We start from the raw sequence: 15921 nt of genomic DNA, 5'->3' as shown, positions 1-15921 counted from the left end.
CTAAAGAAAAATATATTTATAAAAAACCTCGAAACTTTTCAGTTTCGAGGTTTTTGCTTTTATAACTCTAAAGACTCTTACTCAACTCAAATAGCTTTCTGCATAACTTTTCCTTTAATATTTTCAAGCTAGGCAATTCATAAATGCTTCACACACAATAAAGTATTTTACCCTTTAAAAATATTGCAAAATAAAGATAAATCTCCTAGTATTTTCATTCCTGTTTATGAAAAAAACAATAAGATCAGTCAATGTTTTAAGTTTTAAGATATTGATTAATAGTGTTTTAATTTCTTATTTTTAATTTAACTAAGATTAATTCTAAATAAGCTTGCTCAATTCAAAATCCCATAATATATTTGCCAAAACAAAAAATAATACCATTTAAAACAATCATAATGAAAAAAGCAATCCTAGGATTATTGACACTTTCAACATTTGTATTCACATCATGTTCAAGTGATGACGACGCAGGAATGACTACAACTCCAGAACCAGAAGTAATTGCACCAGCAACATATGCATTTACAAGAGGAGGAAACACAACTGTAAGTTACAGCGGACAGACTACAAGAATTGAAATGGGAGAAGAATTTATTGATGCTCTAAAAGACAATTCAAGAACTGAAGCATCATTAGATGGAATGTTTGCACACGAAGAAGGAAATAATGATTTTAGTGATGCAGATTTAAATGCATCAGGAAAAAGTATTCGTAGCAAAACAGCTGCTTCTTCAGATTATTTCTCAGCTAATACAACAGAAGCAAACGCAATCAAAGCAGATTTTGATTCATGGATCGCAGCACAAGTATCAGAAGTATTTCCAGCTTGGACTAACAATGCAACTGCAGGAAACCCAGGACAGTTACAAGAAGCTGGTGGAGGATCTACACGTTATATCAACGGAAAAGGTTTAGAGTATAACCAAGCTGTAAACAAAGGTTTGATTGGAGCATTAATGGCTGATCAAATGTTAAACAACTACTTAAGTACTTCTGTATTAGATGCTGGAGATAACAGAGCAGACAATGATGCAGGAACACTTGCAGAAGGTAAAAACTATACAACAATGGAGCACAAATGGGATGAAGCATTTGGATATTTATATGGAACTGATAGTGCTACTGCACCAATATTGAACCAAGACAGCTTCATGAACAAATATCTTCAAAGAGTTGAAAACGATACAGATTTTGGAGGAATTGCCTCTGAAGTATATGAAGCGTTCAAATTAGGAAGAGCTGCTATTGTTGCTAAAAATTATACAGTACGTGATGCACAAGCTGACATTATTAGAGAAAAAATCTCTACAGTTATCGCCGTAAGAGCTGTATATTACTTACAACAAGGAAAAAATAACTTAGGAACTGATAATGCAAGTGCTTTCCATGATTTATCTGAAGGATACGGATTTATCTACAGTTTACAATTTACACGTAAGCCAGGAACAAATGAACCTTATTTCACAAAAGCAGAAGTTGATGGATTTATTGATCAGTTAATGGCTGGAAATGGTTTTTGGGATGTAACTGACACAACATTAGACCAAATTTCTGACGCAATTTCAGCTGAATTCAGCTTTACTACAGCACAAGCTGCCAACTAGGAAAATTATTTAGAATTAATATAAAAAAGTAGCAAATGTATTAGGATACCATTTGCTACTTTTTTATTTTTGCACTGTTTATTTAGAATAAATAGAAATAAGAAATATGAAGAAGATTTTTTCAATAGTACTTTTAGCTTTATTTATTGTTGCTTGTAGTTCAAGTGATGATTCTCCAGCTCCTGGAGGAGGAAATGGAACTACATTTGATAGAGCAGCAATGTTAGAAAACATTGCAGATAACATCGTTATTCCATCATACCAAAACTTAAACACAGATTTAGGTGCTTTGGTAACTGCAAAAGATAATTTTAATACGACACCAAATCAAGCAAATCTTGATGCATTACGTACTGCTTGGTTAACTGCCTATAAAGCTTGGCAACATGTAGAATCTTTCAACATTGGACTAGCTGAGCAAACGCTTTATTATTTCCAAATGAATACATATCCTGTAAACACTACAGATGTGGAAAACAATGTAGCAAGCGGAAGTTATGATTTAGGGCATCCAAATAACAATGATGCAGTTGGTTTTCCAGCATTAGATTATATGCTATACGGACTTGCAGGTACAGATGCCGAAATTGTAAACAAATACACGACAGCTACAGACGCAGCTAAATACAAAACATACCTTTCTGATCTTGTAGATCAAATGCAAATGTTGACACAGTCTGTACTAAACGACTGGACATCTTCATACAGAGATACATTTGTAGCAAGTACTTCAAATACAGCGACAAGTGCAGCAAACAAATTTGTAAACGACTTTATTTTTTACTACGAAAAAGGATTAAGAGCTAACAAAATTGGAATTCCAGCAGGAAACTTCTCTTCAACATCTTTACCAGATAGAGTAGAAGGATTTTACAACGAAGAAGCATCAAAAGAATTAGCTTTAGAAGCTTTAACTGCGGTACAAAATATATTCAACGGAACACAATTTGGAGGTAGCGCTACTGGCGAAAGCTTCAAAACATACTTAACATCTTTAGAAAGAACTGAATTAGCTACTTTAATTAATAATCAGTTCAATACTGCTCGCGGTAAAATTCAAGCCTTAAATTCGAATTTTATCACTCAAATAAATACTGACAATACCAAAATGACAGAAGCGTATGATGCGCTACAAGCCGCTGTTGTTTTATTAAAAGTTGACATGTTACAAGCATTTAACATCAGTGTTGATTATGTAGACGCAGATGGAGACTAAACAGCAAAATTGATTAATAAAACAAGGTTGTCGTAATAAGGCAGCCTTTTTTTGTATAAAAACTACTACTTCGGGGAAAGTCCACGAAGTGTGAAGAAACTAGTAAAAGTATTTTAACGTACGCGTTAAAACATTAAAACCTCGATTATCGAGTGAATCGTTTTTTAACATACATACAAGAAGAAACAAATGCGGCACCATTAGCGGTTTTTCGTATTGGTTTTGGGTTGATGATGTGTTATGGAATTATACGTTTTTGGGCGCACGGCTGGATAGAAAGTGTATATCTCGAACCAACTTTTCATTTTTCGTATTATGGTTTTGAATGGGTAAAACCTATTGGAAACTACACGTATTTAATTTTTATTCTTTGCGGACTGTCAGCATTTTTTGTTGCACTCGGACTCAAATATCGATTGGCAATCATCACGTTTTTTTTGAGTTTTACGTATATCGAATTGATGGAAAAAACAACCTATCTCAATCACTATTATTTTATTAGTATTTTGAGCTTTTTGATGATTTTCCTTCCTGCGAATGCTACATTTTCTATTGACAATTTATTGAGAAAAAGAACCTACGAGCAAATTCCGAAGTGGACTATTGATTCGATTAAGCTTTTACTTGGAATTGTATACTTCTACGCAGGTTTGGCAAAAATTAATTCAGATTGGTTATTCAAAGCGCAACCACTAAAAATATGGCTGCCTTCAAAATACGATTTACCAATTATTGGTGAATCTTTAATGCAACAAAACTGGTTTCACTTTGCCATGAGTTGGTCAGGAATGCTATATGATTTATGTATTCCGTTTTTACTACTCTACAAAAGAACACGTTTAATTGCTTTTGCATTAGTCGTATTTTTTCATGTATTTACGCGTGTATTATTTCCTATCGGAATGTTTCCATTTGTTATGATTGTTGGAACGTTAATTTTCTTTGATGCAGGATTTCATCAAAAAATACTTGCTTTTATCAAGAGAATCATCAATAGTTTATTAAAAATTAACACAGATACTTTACAAAGCATAAAAACCTATCAAATCTCATACAAATCTGTGGTTATTCCTTTGATTATTACGTTCTTTGCCATCCAATTATTATTTCCATTTAGATATCTATTATATCCTGGAGAATTATTTTGGACAGAACAAGGATACCGTTTTTCTTGGAGAGTAATGTTAATGGAAAAGATGGGACATACAACGTTTAAAATTGTAGATGGCGAAACAGGAAGTTTCTTTTATGTAAAAAATAGTGATTTCCTCACACCTTTACAGGAGAAACAAATGAGTTTTCAACCCGATTTTATTCTTGAATATGCACATTATTTAGGCGATACGTTCGCAAAAGATGGTCACAAAAACATACAAGTATTTGCAGAAAGTTATGTGGCACTCAACGGACGATTAAGTCAACCATATATAGATAAAACAGTTGATTTGTATCAACAAAAAAGATCATTCAAACACAAAAACTGGATTTTACCATTTAAAGATGACATTAAAGGATTTTAGCATACTTAGTATACTTTGCTTGTTCAGTATTTCCCTAGCTGCGCAACAAAAGATTTCTGGAACAGTAACTTCAGCAGAAAATAATCAACCTATCGCAAATGTTGATATTTACGATCAAAGCTCAGGGAAACTTGCTACGACAAATGCAGAAGGTTATTATGAATTTTCTACAGAAGAGAAACAGCTAAAAGTGATCTTTTTCTCTTTTGAATATGAAGTTGTTGAAAAAACACTTGTAGTTGAAAAAGCAATCAAACTAGATATTGTCCTCAAACCTTTGGGCGAACAACTTTCGGAAGTAGAACTGAACGTTAGAAAAAATAAAATATTCGCGTTAAAGCGATTAAAAGATGTAGAAGAAACGTCAATTTATGCTGGAAAAAAGACGGAAGTCGTATTAGTAGAGCAGTCGTTAGCAAATTTAGCCTCTAACAATTCACGCCAAATATACAGTCAAGTAGTAGGTTTAAATATTTACCAAAATGACGATGCAGGATTGCAATTAAATATTGGCGGACGTGGTTTAGATCCAAATAGAACGGCAAACTTCAACACAAGACAAAATGGATATGATATTAGTGCAGATGTTTTAGGATATCCAGAAAGTTACTATTCGCCTCCAGCAGAAGGTTTACAGGAAATTCAAATCATTCGTGGAGCTGCTTCATTGCAATACGGAACACAATTTGGTGGTTTGGTAAATTTTGTAATGAAAAAACCGAATCAAGCAAAACCATTTGAATTTATCACTAGAAATACTATCGGCAGCAACAATCTGTACACTAATTTTACGAGTATAAGTGGAACGGTTGATAAGTTCAGTTACTATTCATTTTTCAATTATAAAAGAGGAGATGGTTTTCGTCCAAATTCCGAATTCGAATCAAAAAATGCATTTGCACATATTGGTTATCAATTCAATGAGCGCACAAAATTAGAAGCAGAAGTAACGTACTTACGCTATTTAGCAAAACAGGCAGGTGGTTTAACAGACGAAATGTTTGCAGAAAATCCATTTCAAAGTAATCGTGCACGAAATTGGTTTCAGATTGATTGGTTGTTGTACAATGTAAAGCTATCACACAAATTCTCAGAAGAAACTAATTTTACTTTTAATGCTTTTGGATTAAATGCTTCTCGTAATGCACTTGGTTTCAGAACAAATCGTGTAAATCAAGTTGACCCTGGCACAGAACGCGATTTAATAAAAGGCGATTTTAATAACTTCGGTTTCGAAGCACGTTTGTTAAGTGAGTACGAAGTATTTGGGAAACAATCGATCTTTTTAATTGGTTCAAAATTCTACAAAGCAGATAACACAAGTGCGCAAGGTCCAGGTTCTACAGGAAGCGATCCGAACTTTGAATTTCAGTTAGACGATTTTCCAAACTATCAGAATCAGTCTGCATATGACTATCCAAACTTAAATGTGGCAATTTTTGGTGAAAATATCTTCTATGTAAATGATAAATTATCAATCACGCCAGGTTTCCGTTTTGAACATATCAAAACAGAAAGCGACGGATTTTTCAAACGAATCAATACAGATGGTGCTGGAAACGTTATTTTAAACGAAACAGTAGACAATAGTGAAGTCCGTGAACGTTCATTTGTACTCTTCGGATTAGGTGCGAGCTACAAACCATCTTACGCATTAGAAATCTATGGAAATGTATCACAAAACTACCGTTCAGTAACGTTTACAGACATTAGTATAATCAATCCTGCGTTTGCCATTAGTCCAAATATTGATGATGAAAAAGGAATGACTATAGATTTTGGATTGCGTGGTAATTATAAAGATTTCGTTTCATATGATATCGGTGCTTTTGGATTGTTCTACAACGACAGAATCGGTTTTGTACAACGTGCTTTTGCTGATGGAAGTGTAAAAAGCGAACGTGGAAATATTGGAGATGCAGTTATGTATGGTTTTGAAGGTTTATTAGATTTCAATTTGAATGAAGTCTTTATTCAAAATGAAGAATACAGTTTTAATTACTTCATTAACACAGCAATTACAGATTCAGAATATACCAAAACTGAAGAAAATGGAGTAGAAGGAAACAATGTAGAATTTGTGCCTAACGTAAACCTAAAAACAGGAATTCGTTTTGGATACAAAAACTTTTTATCAAACATTCAATATTCATACATATCACAACAATTTACAGACGCCTCTAATGCCGTAGAAAGTAATTTAAGTGGTGTAATTGGTGAAATTCCGGCGTATGATATCTTAGATATTTCATTTTCGTATACATATAAAAATTTCAGGCTAGAAACAGGAATCAACAATGTGTTAGACAATGAATATTTCACAAGACGTGCTACGGGATATCCTGGCCCTGGAATCATTCCGTCAAATAATAGAAACTTTTATGCGACATTGCAAGTGAAATTTTAGAACTTGAATCGTCACTTCGAGTGGCGAATCTATGATTCGTTGTATCGAGAAGTGTTTAGATATTTAGAGTTTTTCATAAGTTTCCTAAAACTTATCGATACTAATTTATTACACAAATTTATTCGAAGAATGTGAGTTTCTAAAAATACTCACTTCTATAAAACTATTATTTAATTTGAACCTAGATTGTCACTTCGAGCGCAGTCGAGAAGCCCGAAACCGCCTTTGTCGATTTAATATATTAACAAAGAATTATCAGTTTTTTCATACGATTCTCTAATACTGTCATTAATATTTATATAAAAATAAAGGAGAGTGTCTAAAAAGTACAGATTTCGTCAAACCGAACTTGATTCGGTTTCTCATAACAATTAAAAATCAATATGATGAGATTCTGAGTCAAGCTCAGAATGACACTTTTAAGTACTTTTTTGATAGCTTTTTATATTACTGTAGTTTTCGCAACAACACTTTTGCTTCACTATAATTAAAGTTATTTGGATTGTCAATATATGTATTGAGCACATAAATTGCTTTTTCTTTATTGTCCATTTTTAAATGCATCATCGCTTCATACCAAGAACCTTTGCTACTTTCATAGGAAGTATTTAAGTCGGCTAGTTTTTGAAATGTAGCAATGGCTTTATCATTTTCATCTAATTTATCATACGAAGCACCTAAATATTGCAAGCTGAAAATATACAATTCATCTGTAGTTTGTACTTGTGTAAACTGTTCAATAGCAGTTTTATAATCCTCTTTCTTAAAAGCAATTTCTCCTTTAGAAAAAGCATTCAAATTTCCTTTTTCAACAAAAGAAGGTAAAGTTGACCAATCAACATATTCATCATAATACGAACTGTAGGATGATGTAATTTGTGTAAAATAGATGCTAAAAAATAAAATAATTACGCCAGCAATCGCTAGATAGCGATAGTATTTTTGAAAAGGTCTTACTTTGTCTTTTTCACTAAAATAGACTTTCTCCGCATTTCGAATACTGGCAGATAAGTCTTGATATTCTTTACTTCTAAGTTTAGTTTTTAGCTTATCAACCTCATCACGATTTAATTTTTCTTTAAAAATTGAAAAATCACTTTCATTGTCTAAAGCTTCTGAAAGTTCAATTTGCAACCTCAATTCTTCTCGAAGTTCTTCGTCTCCTTTGAGCTTATCTTCAAACATTCTAAGCTCTATGCCGGTCATTTCGCCTTTTAAATAACGCTCTAAATCCCCTAAAAGTTTCTCTGTTAATTTTGACGCCATTTCTTTATTTTTTGATATTTATGATCTTCTTTGATTAATTTAATAAGTTTTGCTCTACATTTAAAAACACGTTGTCTCACTGTGTTTATTGACGCATAAGCATATTCAATCAACAACTCTTCATAGCTTAATCCATTAAAATAGCTTCCCAATATTTCTTTGCAGTTTTCAGAAAGTAAGTCAAACTTTTCAATGTAAAAATCGAATAGTTGTTGTTCAACTATAAACGAACTTAATTCTTCTTCTTTATCAACTAGTGTCAAAGTATCAGATTTCATTACCTTATTTTTTAAGGTTCTTTTCCAAATATTTTTACAGACCACAAATAAATAAGCTTCAAACGACTTAATTTCAGTTCTTTTTTCTTTTTGAGTAACGATGATATACATAAGTCCATCGTGAAAAACATCAGACGCATCTTGAGAATCACCTCTGTTTTTGACTACAAATGACTTTATTTTGGGAAATAATTTATTGTAAATTTCTAATGTAATCTTCTCATTTCCAGAGAGGAGTGCATTAATAAATCTTTCACTATCTTTCATAGATTAAAATATTATTAAAAATATTGGGTAATGTTTTCCGTGTTTATTCCCCTATATGTAAACGCAAAAATTAAATATTATGAGAAATATACAAAAACTTATTGCATTTGTATTCGTATTACTAGCATGTTCATGCACAATTGATGACTTCGTTGAAGATCCAAACAAAGACGAGATTGTAATTACTCCAAAAACAGGAACAGGGACTGGTTCAGCTTCATATTTACCAAACTATTCAAACAATTCTCTGGTGGTTCAGTTTATAACTGGAACTACAGATCCTCAAAAAGCAACTATTAGAGCCTTTAATGGTGTCAGTAACTTCGAAAAATGTCATTGTACCAATAAAGATATTGAGCTATGGTATTTTGGAGGAATTATTAATGTAGAACCAAAAAAACGAGCAATAAAAGGACAAATTGATCCAGAAGGTACTACAGGACTTGAAGAAGTTGATTATCAATTCACGTTCGGATTTGATATTGAACCTGGTTATACGGGAACAGCGGAAGATTTGAGTTATGAACCATATATAAAACCTAGTTCTCCATCATCTAGTATTACCGTAGCTGTTGTAGATACAGGAGTAGCACCTACATTAACCGTGTTCAACGACGATGAAGAAAATCCAATTCAATTTTTATACGAATCTGGAGAAACTGCTGTCGCTGATGAAAAATCAGGTTGGGATTTTGTAACTGAAGATCCTAATACTTTTGATGATGATATTGGAAAACACGGAAGTATCATTAGTAAAATGATTTTTGAAGAGCTTAGAGAAAAGGAAATTGATTTCCAATTACTTCCAGTAAAAGTTGCAGGTCCTGGTGGAGAAACCACGTATTTTGATTTTTTATGCGGTACTTTGTACGCTATGGAAAGAGCTGATGTTGTTAATATAAGTATGGGCTGGTATGATACAGGAGAACACCCTGAAATACGAACCATATTTGAAAACATTGTAGCTGCAAATCCAAATGTAATCTTAGTAACATCTGCAGGAAATGTTGAAAATAATAATGACGATTTAGCGCATTTCCCATCATCTTTTGAACATCCAAACATTATAGCAGTTGCTTCTTCAAATCAAGCAAAAGATAAAATATCCGATTTTTCAAACTTTGGACTAGAAGGTGTTGACTTTTTTGCACAAGGAGAAGGAATCTCTTTTTACGATGCTACAGTACAAGGGACTTCTTTTGCAGCACCTCAAGTAACAATTCAAATTGCAAATTTAATTAATGATGCAACTGTATCATTATACACAGAAACTGGTGAATTATTACCAGAAGTTTTATTTGATGAATTGAATATAAGAGGTACGGATGTATCTGGATATTTTACATTTAGAAGTGGAGAATACAGAAATACTAAATATAATACATTGATAATTCCATTTGATTTTTAATTAATGTTTAATTTAGGAGAAAAATGACTTTTTCCTCAAGAATTTTAATTGTATTCTTTATTTGCTTTGGAAATGTAGGACTTGCACAAAATGAGTTGATAAAAACTATTGATAGTATAAATGAAGTCGAAAAAATAGAAGTTCGTACACAGCTATTTGAGCAATTAATCCAGAAAACAAATATCTCAAAAAATACAAAAGCTATAGGAATGCTTTTTCATGAAGCTGGTCGAAGTTATTACAAGGCTAAGAATTATGAAAAAGCATTATTGTATTTATCCAAAGCAATAGATGTTAAAATATTATTTCCAGATAAAGTAGAGTTAAATAAAAGTTTGTTTTTAAAAGCTTATATCTATCAAATTCAACAGAAGATTTCAAAAACATATCACATCTGTTTAAAAATAATAAAAGAACAAGGAAGTGATAAATATTCTTGCTTAGCTTACAGGACATTAGCAGAAATAGAAATAGATAGGGGAGATTTTTATAAAGCTTTGGAATACGTAAATGAAGCTTTGTCAAATGAAAAGATGATAAAAAATAAACAATTGCTGAGTCTGTTGTCAGAAACCATGATTTATGCTTATGCTAGTATGTACGAAATACGCATAGGTACTGAAGCAACAAGAGCGGATTTGCAAACAGTTCTCTCACAAGAGAAAATAATTGAAGAACATATAGAATTAGTAAATAAATATAATCTTCCAGATATCTATAATAATCTGGCTATTGTTTATGACAGTTTTGGAGACTTAGATGAAGCATTGAGAGCTTATGAGAAAGCTCAGAAAATTTATATAGAACAAAAAGATGAATACAACGAATTAGAGGTAGTTTTAAATATAGGATATTTACATTCAAAACGTAAAAAACACAAACTTGCGAATCAATATTATCACCGAGTTATTGATGAGTCAGATGATAGCTATCAAATAGCAAATGCTTATAATAATATGGGATATTATTTGGACACAGAATTTGCAGATAAAAAAATTCCATTTTTAGAAAAAGCAGTGACTATTTGTTTAGATAAAAAACAACAATCACAAGATAATTTCCAACTACCAACATTAGCAGAAATAAAAGCAGAGTCTAGGTTAGATATCTTAACTTATTTAATCGATTTAGCAGATCATTATGTGCAAGCCTACAAACAAAAGAAGGATAAATTATATCTTTTAAAAACTAAAGAAACAGTTGTTTTAATTGACCAATTAGTGTCATTAATTCGTTATGAAACTGATACAGAAGCTTCCAAATTATTCTGGATTGAAAAAGGAGTAAATACATATATGCTTGCTGTAGAGACATGTTACTTACTAAATGATGTAACGAGCGCTTTCTATTTTATGGAGAAAAATAAAGCATTGCTATTACAAGAAAATATCAAAACTTTTCAAACGAAGCTTGTATCAAACATTCCGAAAACGCTATTGGAACGAGAATATAAACTACATTACGAACTAATCACTTTACAAGAACAATTTCAATTAAACACAGGTAGTGATGAATGGAAGCAAAAATATGGACAGAAAAATAAGGAATATCAAAACTTTATGGATTCCATTCAAACACTATATCCTGAATATAGTAAAACGAAAGAAAACGTTGAAATAGTAGCTTTAGGAACTATATTAGAACGTTACAAAATAAAAAAAGAAGCTTTTGTAGAATATATTTTGCATGAAACAGATGGTTACGGAATTTATTATGATGGAAGTACGCCTATTTTCTTTAAAATTGAAAATGTTTTAAAATTACAGAAGCAACTAGCTCAATTAAAAAGTTTTATAGCAAAACGTGTAATGGATCCTGAGCAATTAAAAACATATCAAACAGTTGGTTATGAAATCTTTCAACAATTATTTTCGTTTGAAAATGCAGCAGAACGACTAAAAGACAAAAAACTGACCATTATCACAGATCATAGCCTACAATACATTCCATTTGAGGTATTTCCAACGCAAAATGAAGGGAAACTTTTAGAAAAATACCTCGTAAACACTACTGAAACATCGTACTTACAATCGTTTTCACTCTTTGAGCAAATTCAGAAAAAACGAAATGCACCAACCGAAAAACTATTAGTTATAGCACCAAATGAATTTGAAGATGCAACATTGCCAACATTAACAGGAACCTCTGAAGTGTTAGCATTTTTATCAAAATATGATCATTCGATACTACTTTCTAAAAGAGAAGCTTCCAAAGAAAATTTCATCAAACATAGAAACAATTACGAAGTTGTTCACATCAATACGCATGCAGGTTTAGACAGTATTAATAAAATACCTTGGTTGGCTTTTAATAAAGGGAAAATGACGCTCAATGAACTCTTCGGACTCGAAAATCAAGCAGAATTGGTCATTTTAGATGCTTGTAAAACGAATGATGGCGTCAATCTTTCAGGAGAAGGAATCATCAATCTTTCTAGAGGGTTTTTCTATAACGGAACGCAAAGTGTGCTAGCTTCACAATGGAATGTAAATGAACAAGCAGGAAATGAAATCTTAAAGACATTTTATTCCGAATTAGAAAAAGGGAATTCAAAATCTAAAGCATTGCAACTTGCTAAAATAGCGTATTTACAGCAGCATCCTAACGCACAAAATGTCCCATATTATTGGGCGGCTTTTACACTTACTGGAAGTACAGATGCCGTAATGCTTCAACCAAAATACAATTACACAATACTTATTGTTGGAAGCATACTTTTGTTAATTAGTATTTTATTTTTCCTATATCGAAAAAAAATAAAATAATTTAAACGTTTAAAAAACAGCGTCTTAAGCTAGTTTCTTTTTAAAGGAGCTAGCTTTTTTGTTTTTAGTTGGGTAATGAATTTATAAAAACTTCCCATGTAGATATATAGATCGATCATGGGAAAACCCGAAAGCCTTTTTCAAAAGTAGGGATCATTACAAATTAAACAATCATGAAAAACAACGTACCTTTATTAATCCTATTCTTCGGATTATTATCAATGTATACCAGTGCACAAACAAATTGGGGAACAAACCTACCATTAGATCCAACCTCATCTGCTCTTGGAGATGGAAATGTGCTTAATGCAAAGAACTCTACCATTGTAGGAACTGAAAATTTTATGACCAATAGTTCTAGAAGAGCTTCTTTTATTGCAGGACATCGAAACTCAGTAAGCCATAACTTTTCGTTCGCTCTAGGAATGTCTAACAATGTGCAACAAACGCAATCTGGTGCTTTTGGAGTAAACAATACTGTAAACTCTCTAAATTCCTTTGCGTTTGGACATAGCAATAAAACGGCAGGAAGTTTTTCATTCGCTTTAGGACATTCAAACCAAGCTAATGGTGCTTTTTCATTTGCTATTGGTAGAAACACTATTAACACAAAGAACTATTCTTTCTTAATCGGATTTGAAACACAAAAACCTGTTTTTGTAGCAACAAAAGATAATACTATCGGAGCAAAAGTTGGAGTAGCTACAGATGATCCACAAGCGCGTTTAGATGTTCGTTTGGGTGACAAACAAGAAATTAGAATTCAATCTGAAATAGACAATACATATGGCGGAATTTCTTTTAAAGATCATCTTGGAGATGAAACATGGCGAATTAGAGCTTTCAATAATTTTACTGGAGGTTATAATAGTATTTTAAGTATTGTAAGTCCTAAAAAACACGATTTCTGGATTGCAGCAGGAAAAACAATGATTGGTGATTTCTTTGATTTTGATCCATGTACAGATTGTGATGATTATAATTTATTTGTAAAAAAAGGAATTCGTACAGAAAAAGTAAAAGTAGAATTGGCTTCAGGTGTTTGGGCAGATTATGTTTTTAAAAGCGATTATAATTTAAAACCACTAGAAGAAGTAGAAGCATTTATCAATACTAACGGACATCTACCAAATGTTCCTTCAGCAACCGAAGTAGAAAAAGAAGGTGTAAACTTAGGAGAAATGGACGCTAAGTTATTAGAAAAAATAGAAGAACTCACGTTATATGTAATAGAGTTGAAGAAGGAAATTAACGAATTAAAAAACAAAAAATAATGAAAAATAAGACACACATTGTATTCGTGTTGTTCTTGTGTTTGGGATGGGCTTCTTTTGGAGGAAATCTATTGAAAAACAACATTATTACAGAGAACTTTACTGATAATTTGACTTCGGAGCACCTAAGGTCAATTGTTGAAAAATCGAAACCTAATTTGTTAACTCTGACAACGAAAGTATTTGATAGTGTTACCAAAAAAGCGCCAAAACCCTGTGACATCTTTGTTCCTGATTTAGTAGTTGATAACACAATTCTCTTGGGGTTTTTAGACTACAGAGTAATTAATAGTATCAAAGTAGCACCTTCTGGAAATGTACTGGTAGCTGGTTCTGCAAAAGTAGAAATGCGAGCAGGAAGTGTAATTGAATTAAATCCAGGGTTTAGTACACAATCTGGAGCAAGATACTTTGCAGAAATCACACCTTGTAAAAAATCACTTGTAGCAACAAAACCAAAGGAAACATTGGAAAATAAACTAAAATTTTATCCAAATCCTATAGTAGATGAATTTACCTTACAAATTGAAAATTTTGAAAAAGGAACAACGTATCTAGTTACTGTCTATGATGTTCAAGGTGTTCAACAACTAACATTGGAAACCAAAATAGAGAAAACAACAATTGATCTAAGTCAGTATACTTCTGGAATATACATTGTAAAAGTTTCCAACGGAATCAATACATACAACGCAAAATTGATCAAGAAATAGCGAATTGTTACATTAACCATTGAAAATATATGCATACTAGATACATACCCAGACCAACTGAAAGTGTATCGAATTTTTGCGTTGATTATGCATATGAAGAAAGGCTTTCTGTAACAGGAAAGCCTTTTGTAAATACAAGAAAACGTATAGAAATTAAAAATAACAAAAACCGTTTCATAAATTATGTATATTTTTATGCGTCAAACACATTACGAAGTATATAAATGAAGATACTCATTACGGGAATTGCTGGTTTTATTGGATCGCATGTAGCAGAATATTTACATAATCTAGATCATGAAGTAGTTGGAATAGATAATTTCTCAGATTATTATCCAGTTACTTTAAAGAAAAAGAATTCAGAAGCTTTACGCGCCAAAGGAATTGAAGTTATAGAAGCAGATTTACGTGAAACGTCAGCTATTCATAAATTGCCTGAAAACATCGAATATATCTTTCATTTTGCAGCTCAACCAGGAATTGCTGCGACTTCTACGTTTGAAGATTATTTGACCAACAATGTCATTGCAACGCAAAACTTACTAACATATGCTTTGCAGCAAGAACATTTGAAACTTTTTGTCAATATTGGAACTTCTTCTATTTATGGTTTAAACGCCACTTTTGCGGAAACAGTTGTGCCAAAACCTGCATCACATTATGGAGTCACAAAATTAGCCGCTGAACAATTAGTTTTATGCAGCTCAAGGCTGAATCAACTCAAAGCCTGTTCATTGCGTTTGTATTCTGTATATGGTTCTCGTGAACGTCCAGACAAACTATTTACGAAATTATTAGATTGCGGATTAAACGACAAAACCTTTCCACTATTTGAAGGAAGCTTGTCACACTTAAGAAGCTTCACGCATGTAAGCGATATCGTAAAAGGAATTACTAGTGTAATTGGCAAAGAAGAAGTGTGTAATGGAGAAATATTCAACATAGGAACAGAAGCTGAATATACAACACAGCAAGGCGTTGACGCTGTTGAAAAACTATTAAATACAACAATAAAATTCAATCAATTACCGCCGCGTTCTGGCGATCAACAACGTACAAAAGCTAATATCGACAAAGCGCGAGAATTACTCAATTACAATCCTACCGTAACCTTGGAAGAGGGTGTAGCAGAACAGTTAGCTTGGTTTAGAGAATTGTAAATCTAAAACTCAAACGAATTCTAGGCGTTACTTCGAGTGA

General features: G+C 32.3%; 11 protein-coding genes. 9 read left to right on the top strand and 2 right to left on the bottom strand.

All coding sequences use genetic code 11. The features are described from left to right. Positions 1-398 precede the first annotated feature (398 nt). From ACOQOS_RS06420 to ACOQOS_RS06405, 4 genes are all read left to right on the top strand, one after another. Positions 399-1607, top strand: a complete 1209-nt coding sequence (locus tag ACOQOS_RS06420) for a DUF4856 domain-containing protein (RefSeq protein ID WP_420574149.1) — start codon at positions 399-401, stop codon at positions 1605-1607. Positions 1608-1713: 106 nt separating this feature from the next. After that, positions 1714-2823 (top strand): imelysin family protein, encoded by a 1110-nt coding sequence (locus ACOQOS_RS06415; RefSeq protein ID WP_420574148.1) that lies wholly within the window; start codon positions 1714-1716, stop codon positions 2821-2823. A 152-nt stretch (positions 2824-2975) separates the two neighbouring features. Beyond that, positions 2976-4343 carry an HTTM domain-containing protein gene (locus ACOQOS_RS06410; RefSeq protein WP_420574147.1) on the top strand — a complete coding sequence of 456 codons (1368 nt, stop codon included), beginning with the start codon at positions 2976-2978 and terminating at the stop codon, positions 4341-4343. Next, positions 4324-6750, top strand: coding sequence for a TonB-dependent receptor domain-containing protein (locus tag ACOQOS_RS06405; RefSeq protein WP_420574146.1), 2427 nt, complete (start codon positions 4324-4326; stop codon positions 6748-6750). Before ACOQOS_RS06410 ends, ACOQOS_RS06405 begins: the two co-directional genes overlap by 20 nt. A 447-nt stretch (positions 6751-7197) precedes the next feature. Here the strand turns inward: ACOQOS_RS06405 and ACOQOS_RS06400 are convergent, their stop codons facing one another. Together ACOQOS_RS06400 and ACOQOS_RS06395 are read right to left on the bottom strand one after the other, a co-directional pair. Further along, positions 7198-8016 carry a tetratricopeptide repeat protein gene (locus ACOQOS_RS06400; protein WP_420574145.1) on the bottom strand — a complete coding sequence of 273 codons (819 nt, stop codon included), beginning with the start codon at positions 8014-8016 and terminating at the stop codon, positions 7198-7200. Next, positions 8001-8561 carry an RNA polymerase sigma factor gene (locus ACOQOS_RS06395; protein WP_420574144.1) on the bottom strand — a complete coding sequence of 187 codons (561 nt, stop codon included), beginning with the start codon at positions 8559-8561 and terminating at the stop codon, positions 8001-8003. Before ACOQOS_RS06395 ends, ACOQOS_RS06400 begins: the two co-directional genes overlap by 16 nt. A 79-nt stretch (positions 8562-8640) precedes the next feature. Between ACOQOS_RS06395 and ACOQOS_RS06390 the strand changes: the two genes are divergently transcribed. The 5 genes from ACOQOS_RS06390 (at position 8641) to ACOQOS_RS06370 (ending at position 15881) form a co-directional block, all read left to right on the top strand. Next, complete coding sequence (locus tag ACOQOS_RS06390) at positions 8641-9969, top strand: S8 family peptidase (RefSeq protein ID WP_420574143.1); 1329 nt, start codon at positions 8641-8643, stop codon at positions 9967-9969. A gap of 23 nt (positions 9970-9992) precedes the next feature. Next, positions 9993-12734, top strand: a complete 2742-nt coding sequence (locus ACOQOS_RS06385; RefSeq protein WP_420574142.1) for a CHAT domain-containing protein — start codon at positions 9993-9995, stop codon at positions 12732-12734. A 173-nt stretch (positions 12735-12907) separates the two neighbouring features. Further along, the gene (locus tag ACOQOS_RS06380) at positions 12908-14008 is read left to right on the top strand and encodes a hypothetical protein (RefSeq protein WP_420574141.1); all 1101 of its coding nucleotides are present in this window, start codon (positions 12908-12910) and stop codon (positions 14006-14008) included. Further along, the gene (locus ACOQOS_RS06375; protein WP_420574140.1) at positions 14008-14721 is read left to right on the top strand and encodes a T9SS type A sorting domain-containing protein; all 714 of its coding nucleotides are present in this window, start codon (positions 14008-14010) and stop codon (positions 14719-14721) included. The genes ACOQOS_RS06380 and ACOQOS_RS06375 overlap by 1 nt, the downstream gene beginning before the upstream one ends. A gap of 224 nt (positions 14722-14945) precedes the next feature. Beyond that, positions 14946-15881 (top strand): NAD-dependent epimerase/dehydratase family protein, encoded by a 936-nt coding sequence (locus tag ACOQOS_RS06370; protein WP_420574139.1) that lies wholly within the window; start codon positions 14946-14948, stop codon positions 15879-15881. The last annotated feature ends 40 nt before the right edge of the window (positions 15882-15921 follow it).

Origin of the sequence: Kordia sp. (genome assembly GCF_965224175.1) — a bacterium.
Taxonomy (GTDB): domain Bacteria; phylum Bacteroidota; class Bacteroidia; order Flavobacteriales; family Flavobacteriaceae; genus Kordia.
The sequence above is the reverse complement of the archived record's forward strand: the minus strand, read 5'-3'. Positions and strand labels throughout refer to the sequence as shown.

What these genes read in the sequence shown, in the direction of transcription:
- ACOQOS_RS06420 (WP_420574149.1), top strand. Translation starts at nt 399, where the DNA reads ATGAAAAAAGCAATCCTAGGATTATTGACACTTTCAACATTTGTATTC.
- ACOQOS_RS06415 (WP_420574148.1), top strand. Translation starts at nt 1,714, where the DNA reads ATGAAGAAGATTTTTTCAATAGTACTTTTAGCTTTATTTATTGTTGCT.
- ACOQOS_RS06405 (WP_420574146.1), top strand. Translation starts at nt 4,324, where the DNA reads ATGACATTAAAGGATTTTAGCATACTTAGTATACTTTGCTTGTTCAGT.
- ACOQOS_RS06400 (WP_420574145.1), bottom strand. Translation starts at nt 8,016, where the DNA reads ATGGCGTCAAAATTAACAGAGAAACTTTTAGGGGATTTAGAGCGTTAT.
- ACOQOS_RS06395 (WP_420574144.1), bottom strand. Translation starts at nt 8,561, where the DNA reads ATGAAAGATAGTGAAAGATTTATTAATGCACTCCTCTCTGGAAATGAG.
- ACOQOS_RS06390 (WP_420574143.1), top strand. Translation starts at nt 8,641, where the DNA reads ATGAGAAATATACAAAAACTTATTGCATTTGTATTCGTATTACTAGCA.
- ACOQOS_RS06385 (WP_420574142.1), top strand. Translation starts at nt 9,993, where the DNA reads ATGACTTTTTCCTCAAGAATTTTAATTGTATTCTTTATTTGCTTTGGA.
- ACOQOS_RS06380 (WP_420574141.1), top strand. Translation starts at nt 12,908, where the DNA reads ATGAAAAACAACGTACCTTTATTAATCCTATTCTTCGGATTATTATCA.
- ACOQOS_RS06375 (WP_420574140.1), top strand. Translation starts at nt 14,008, where the DNA reads ATGAAAAATAAGACACACATTGTATTCGTGTTGTTCTTGTGTTTGGGA.
- ACOQOS_RS06370 (WP_420574139.1), top strand. Translation starts at nt 14,946, where the DNA reads ATGAAGATACTCATTACGGGAATTGCTGGTTTTATTGGATCGCATGTA.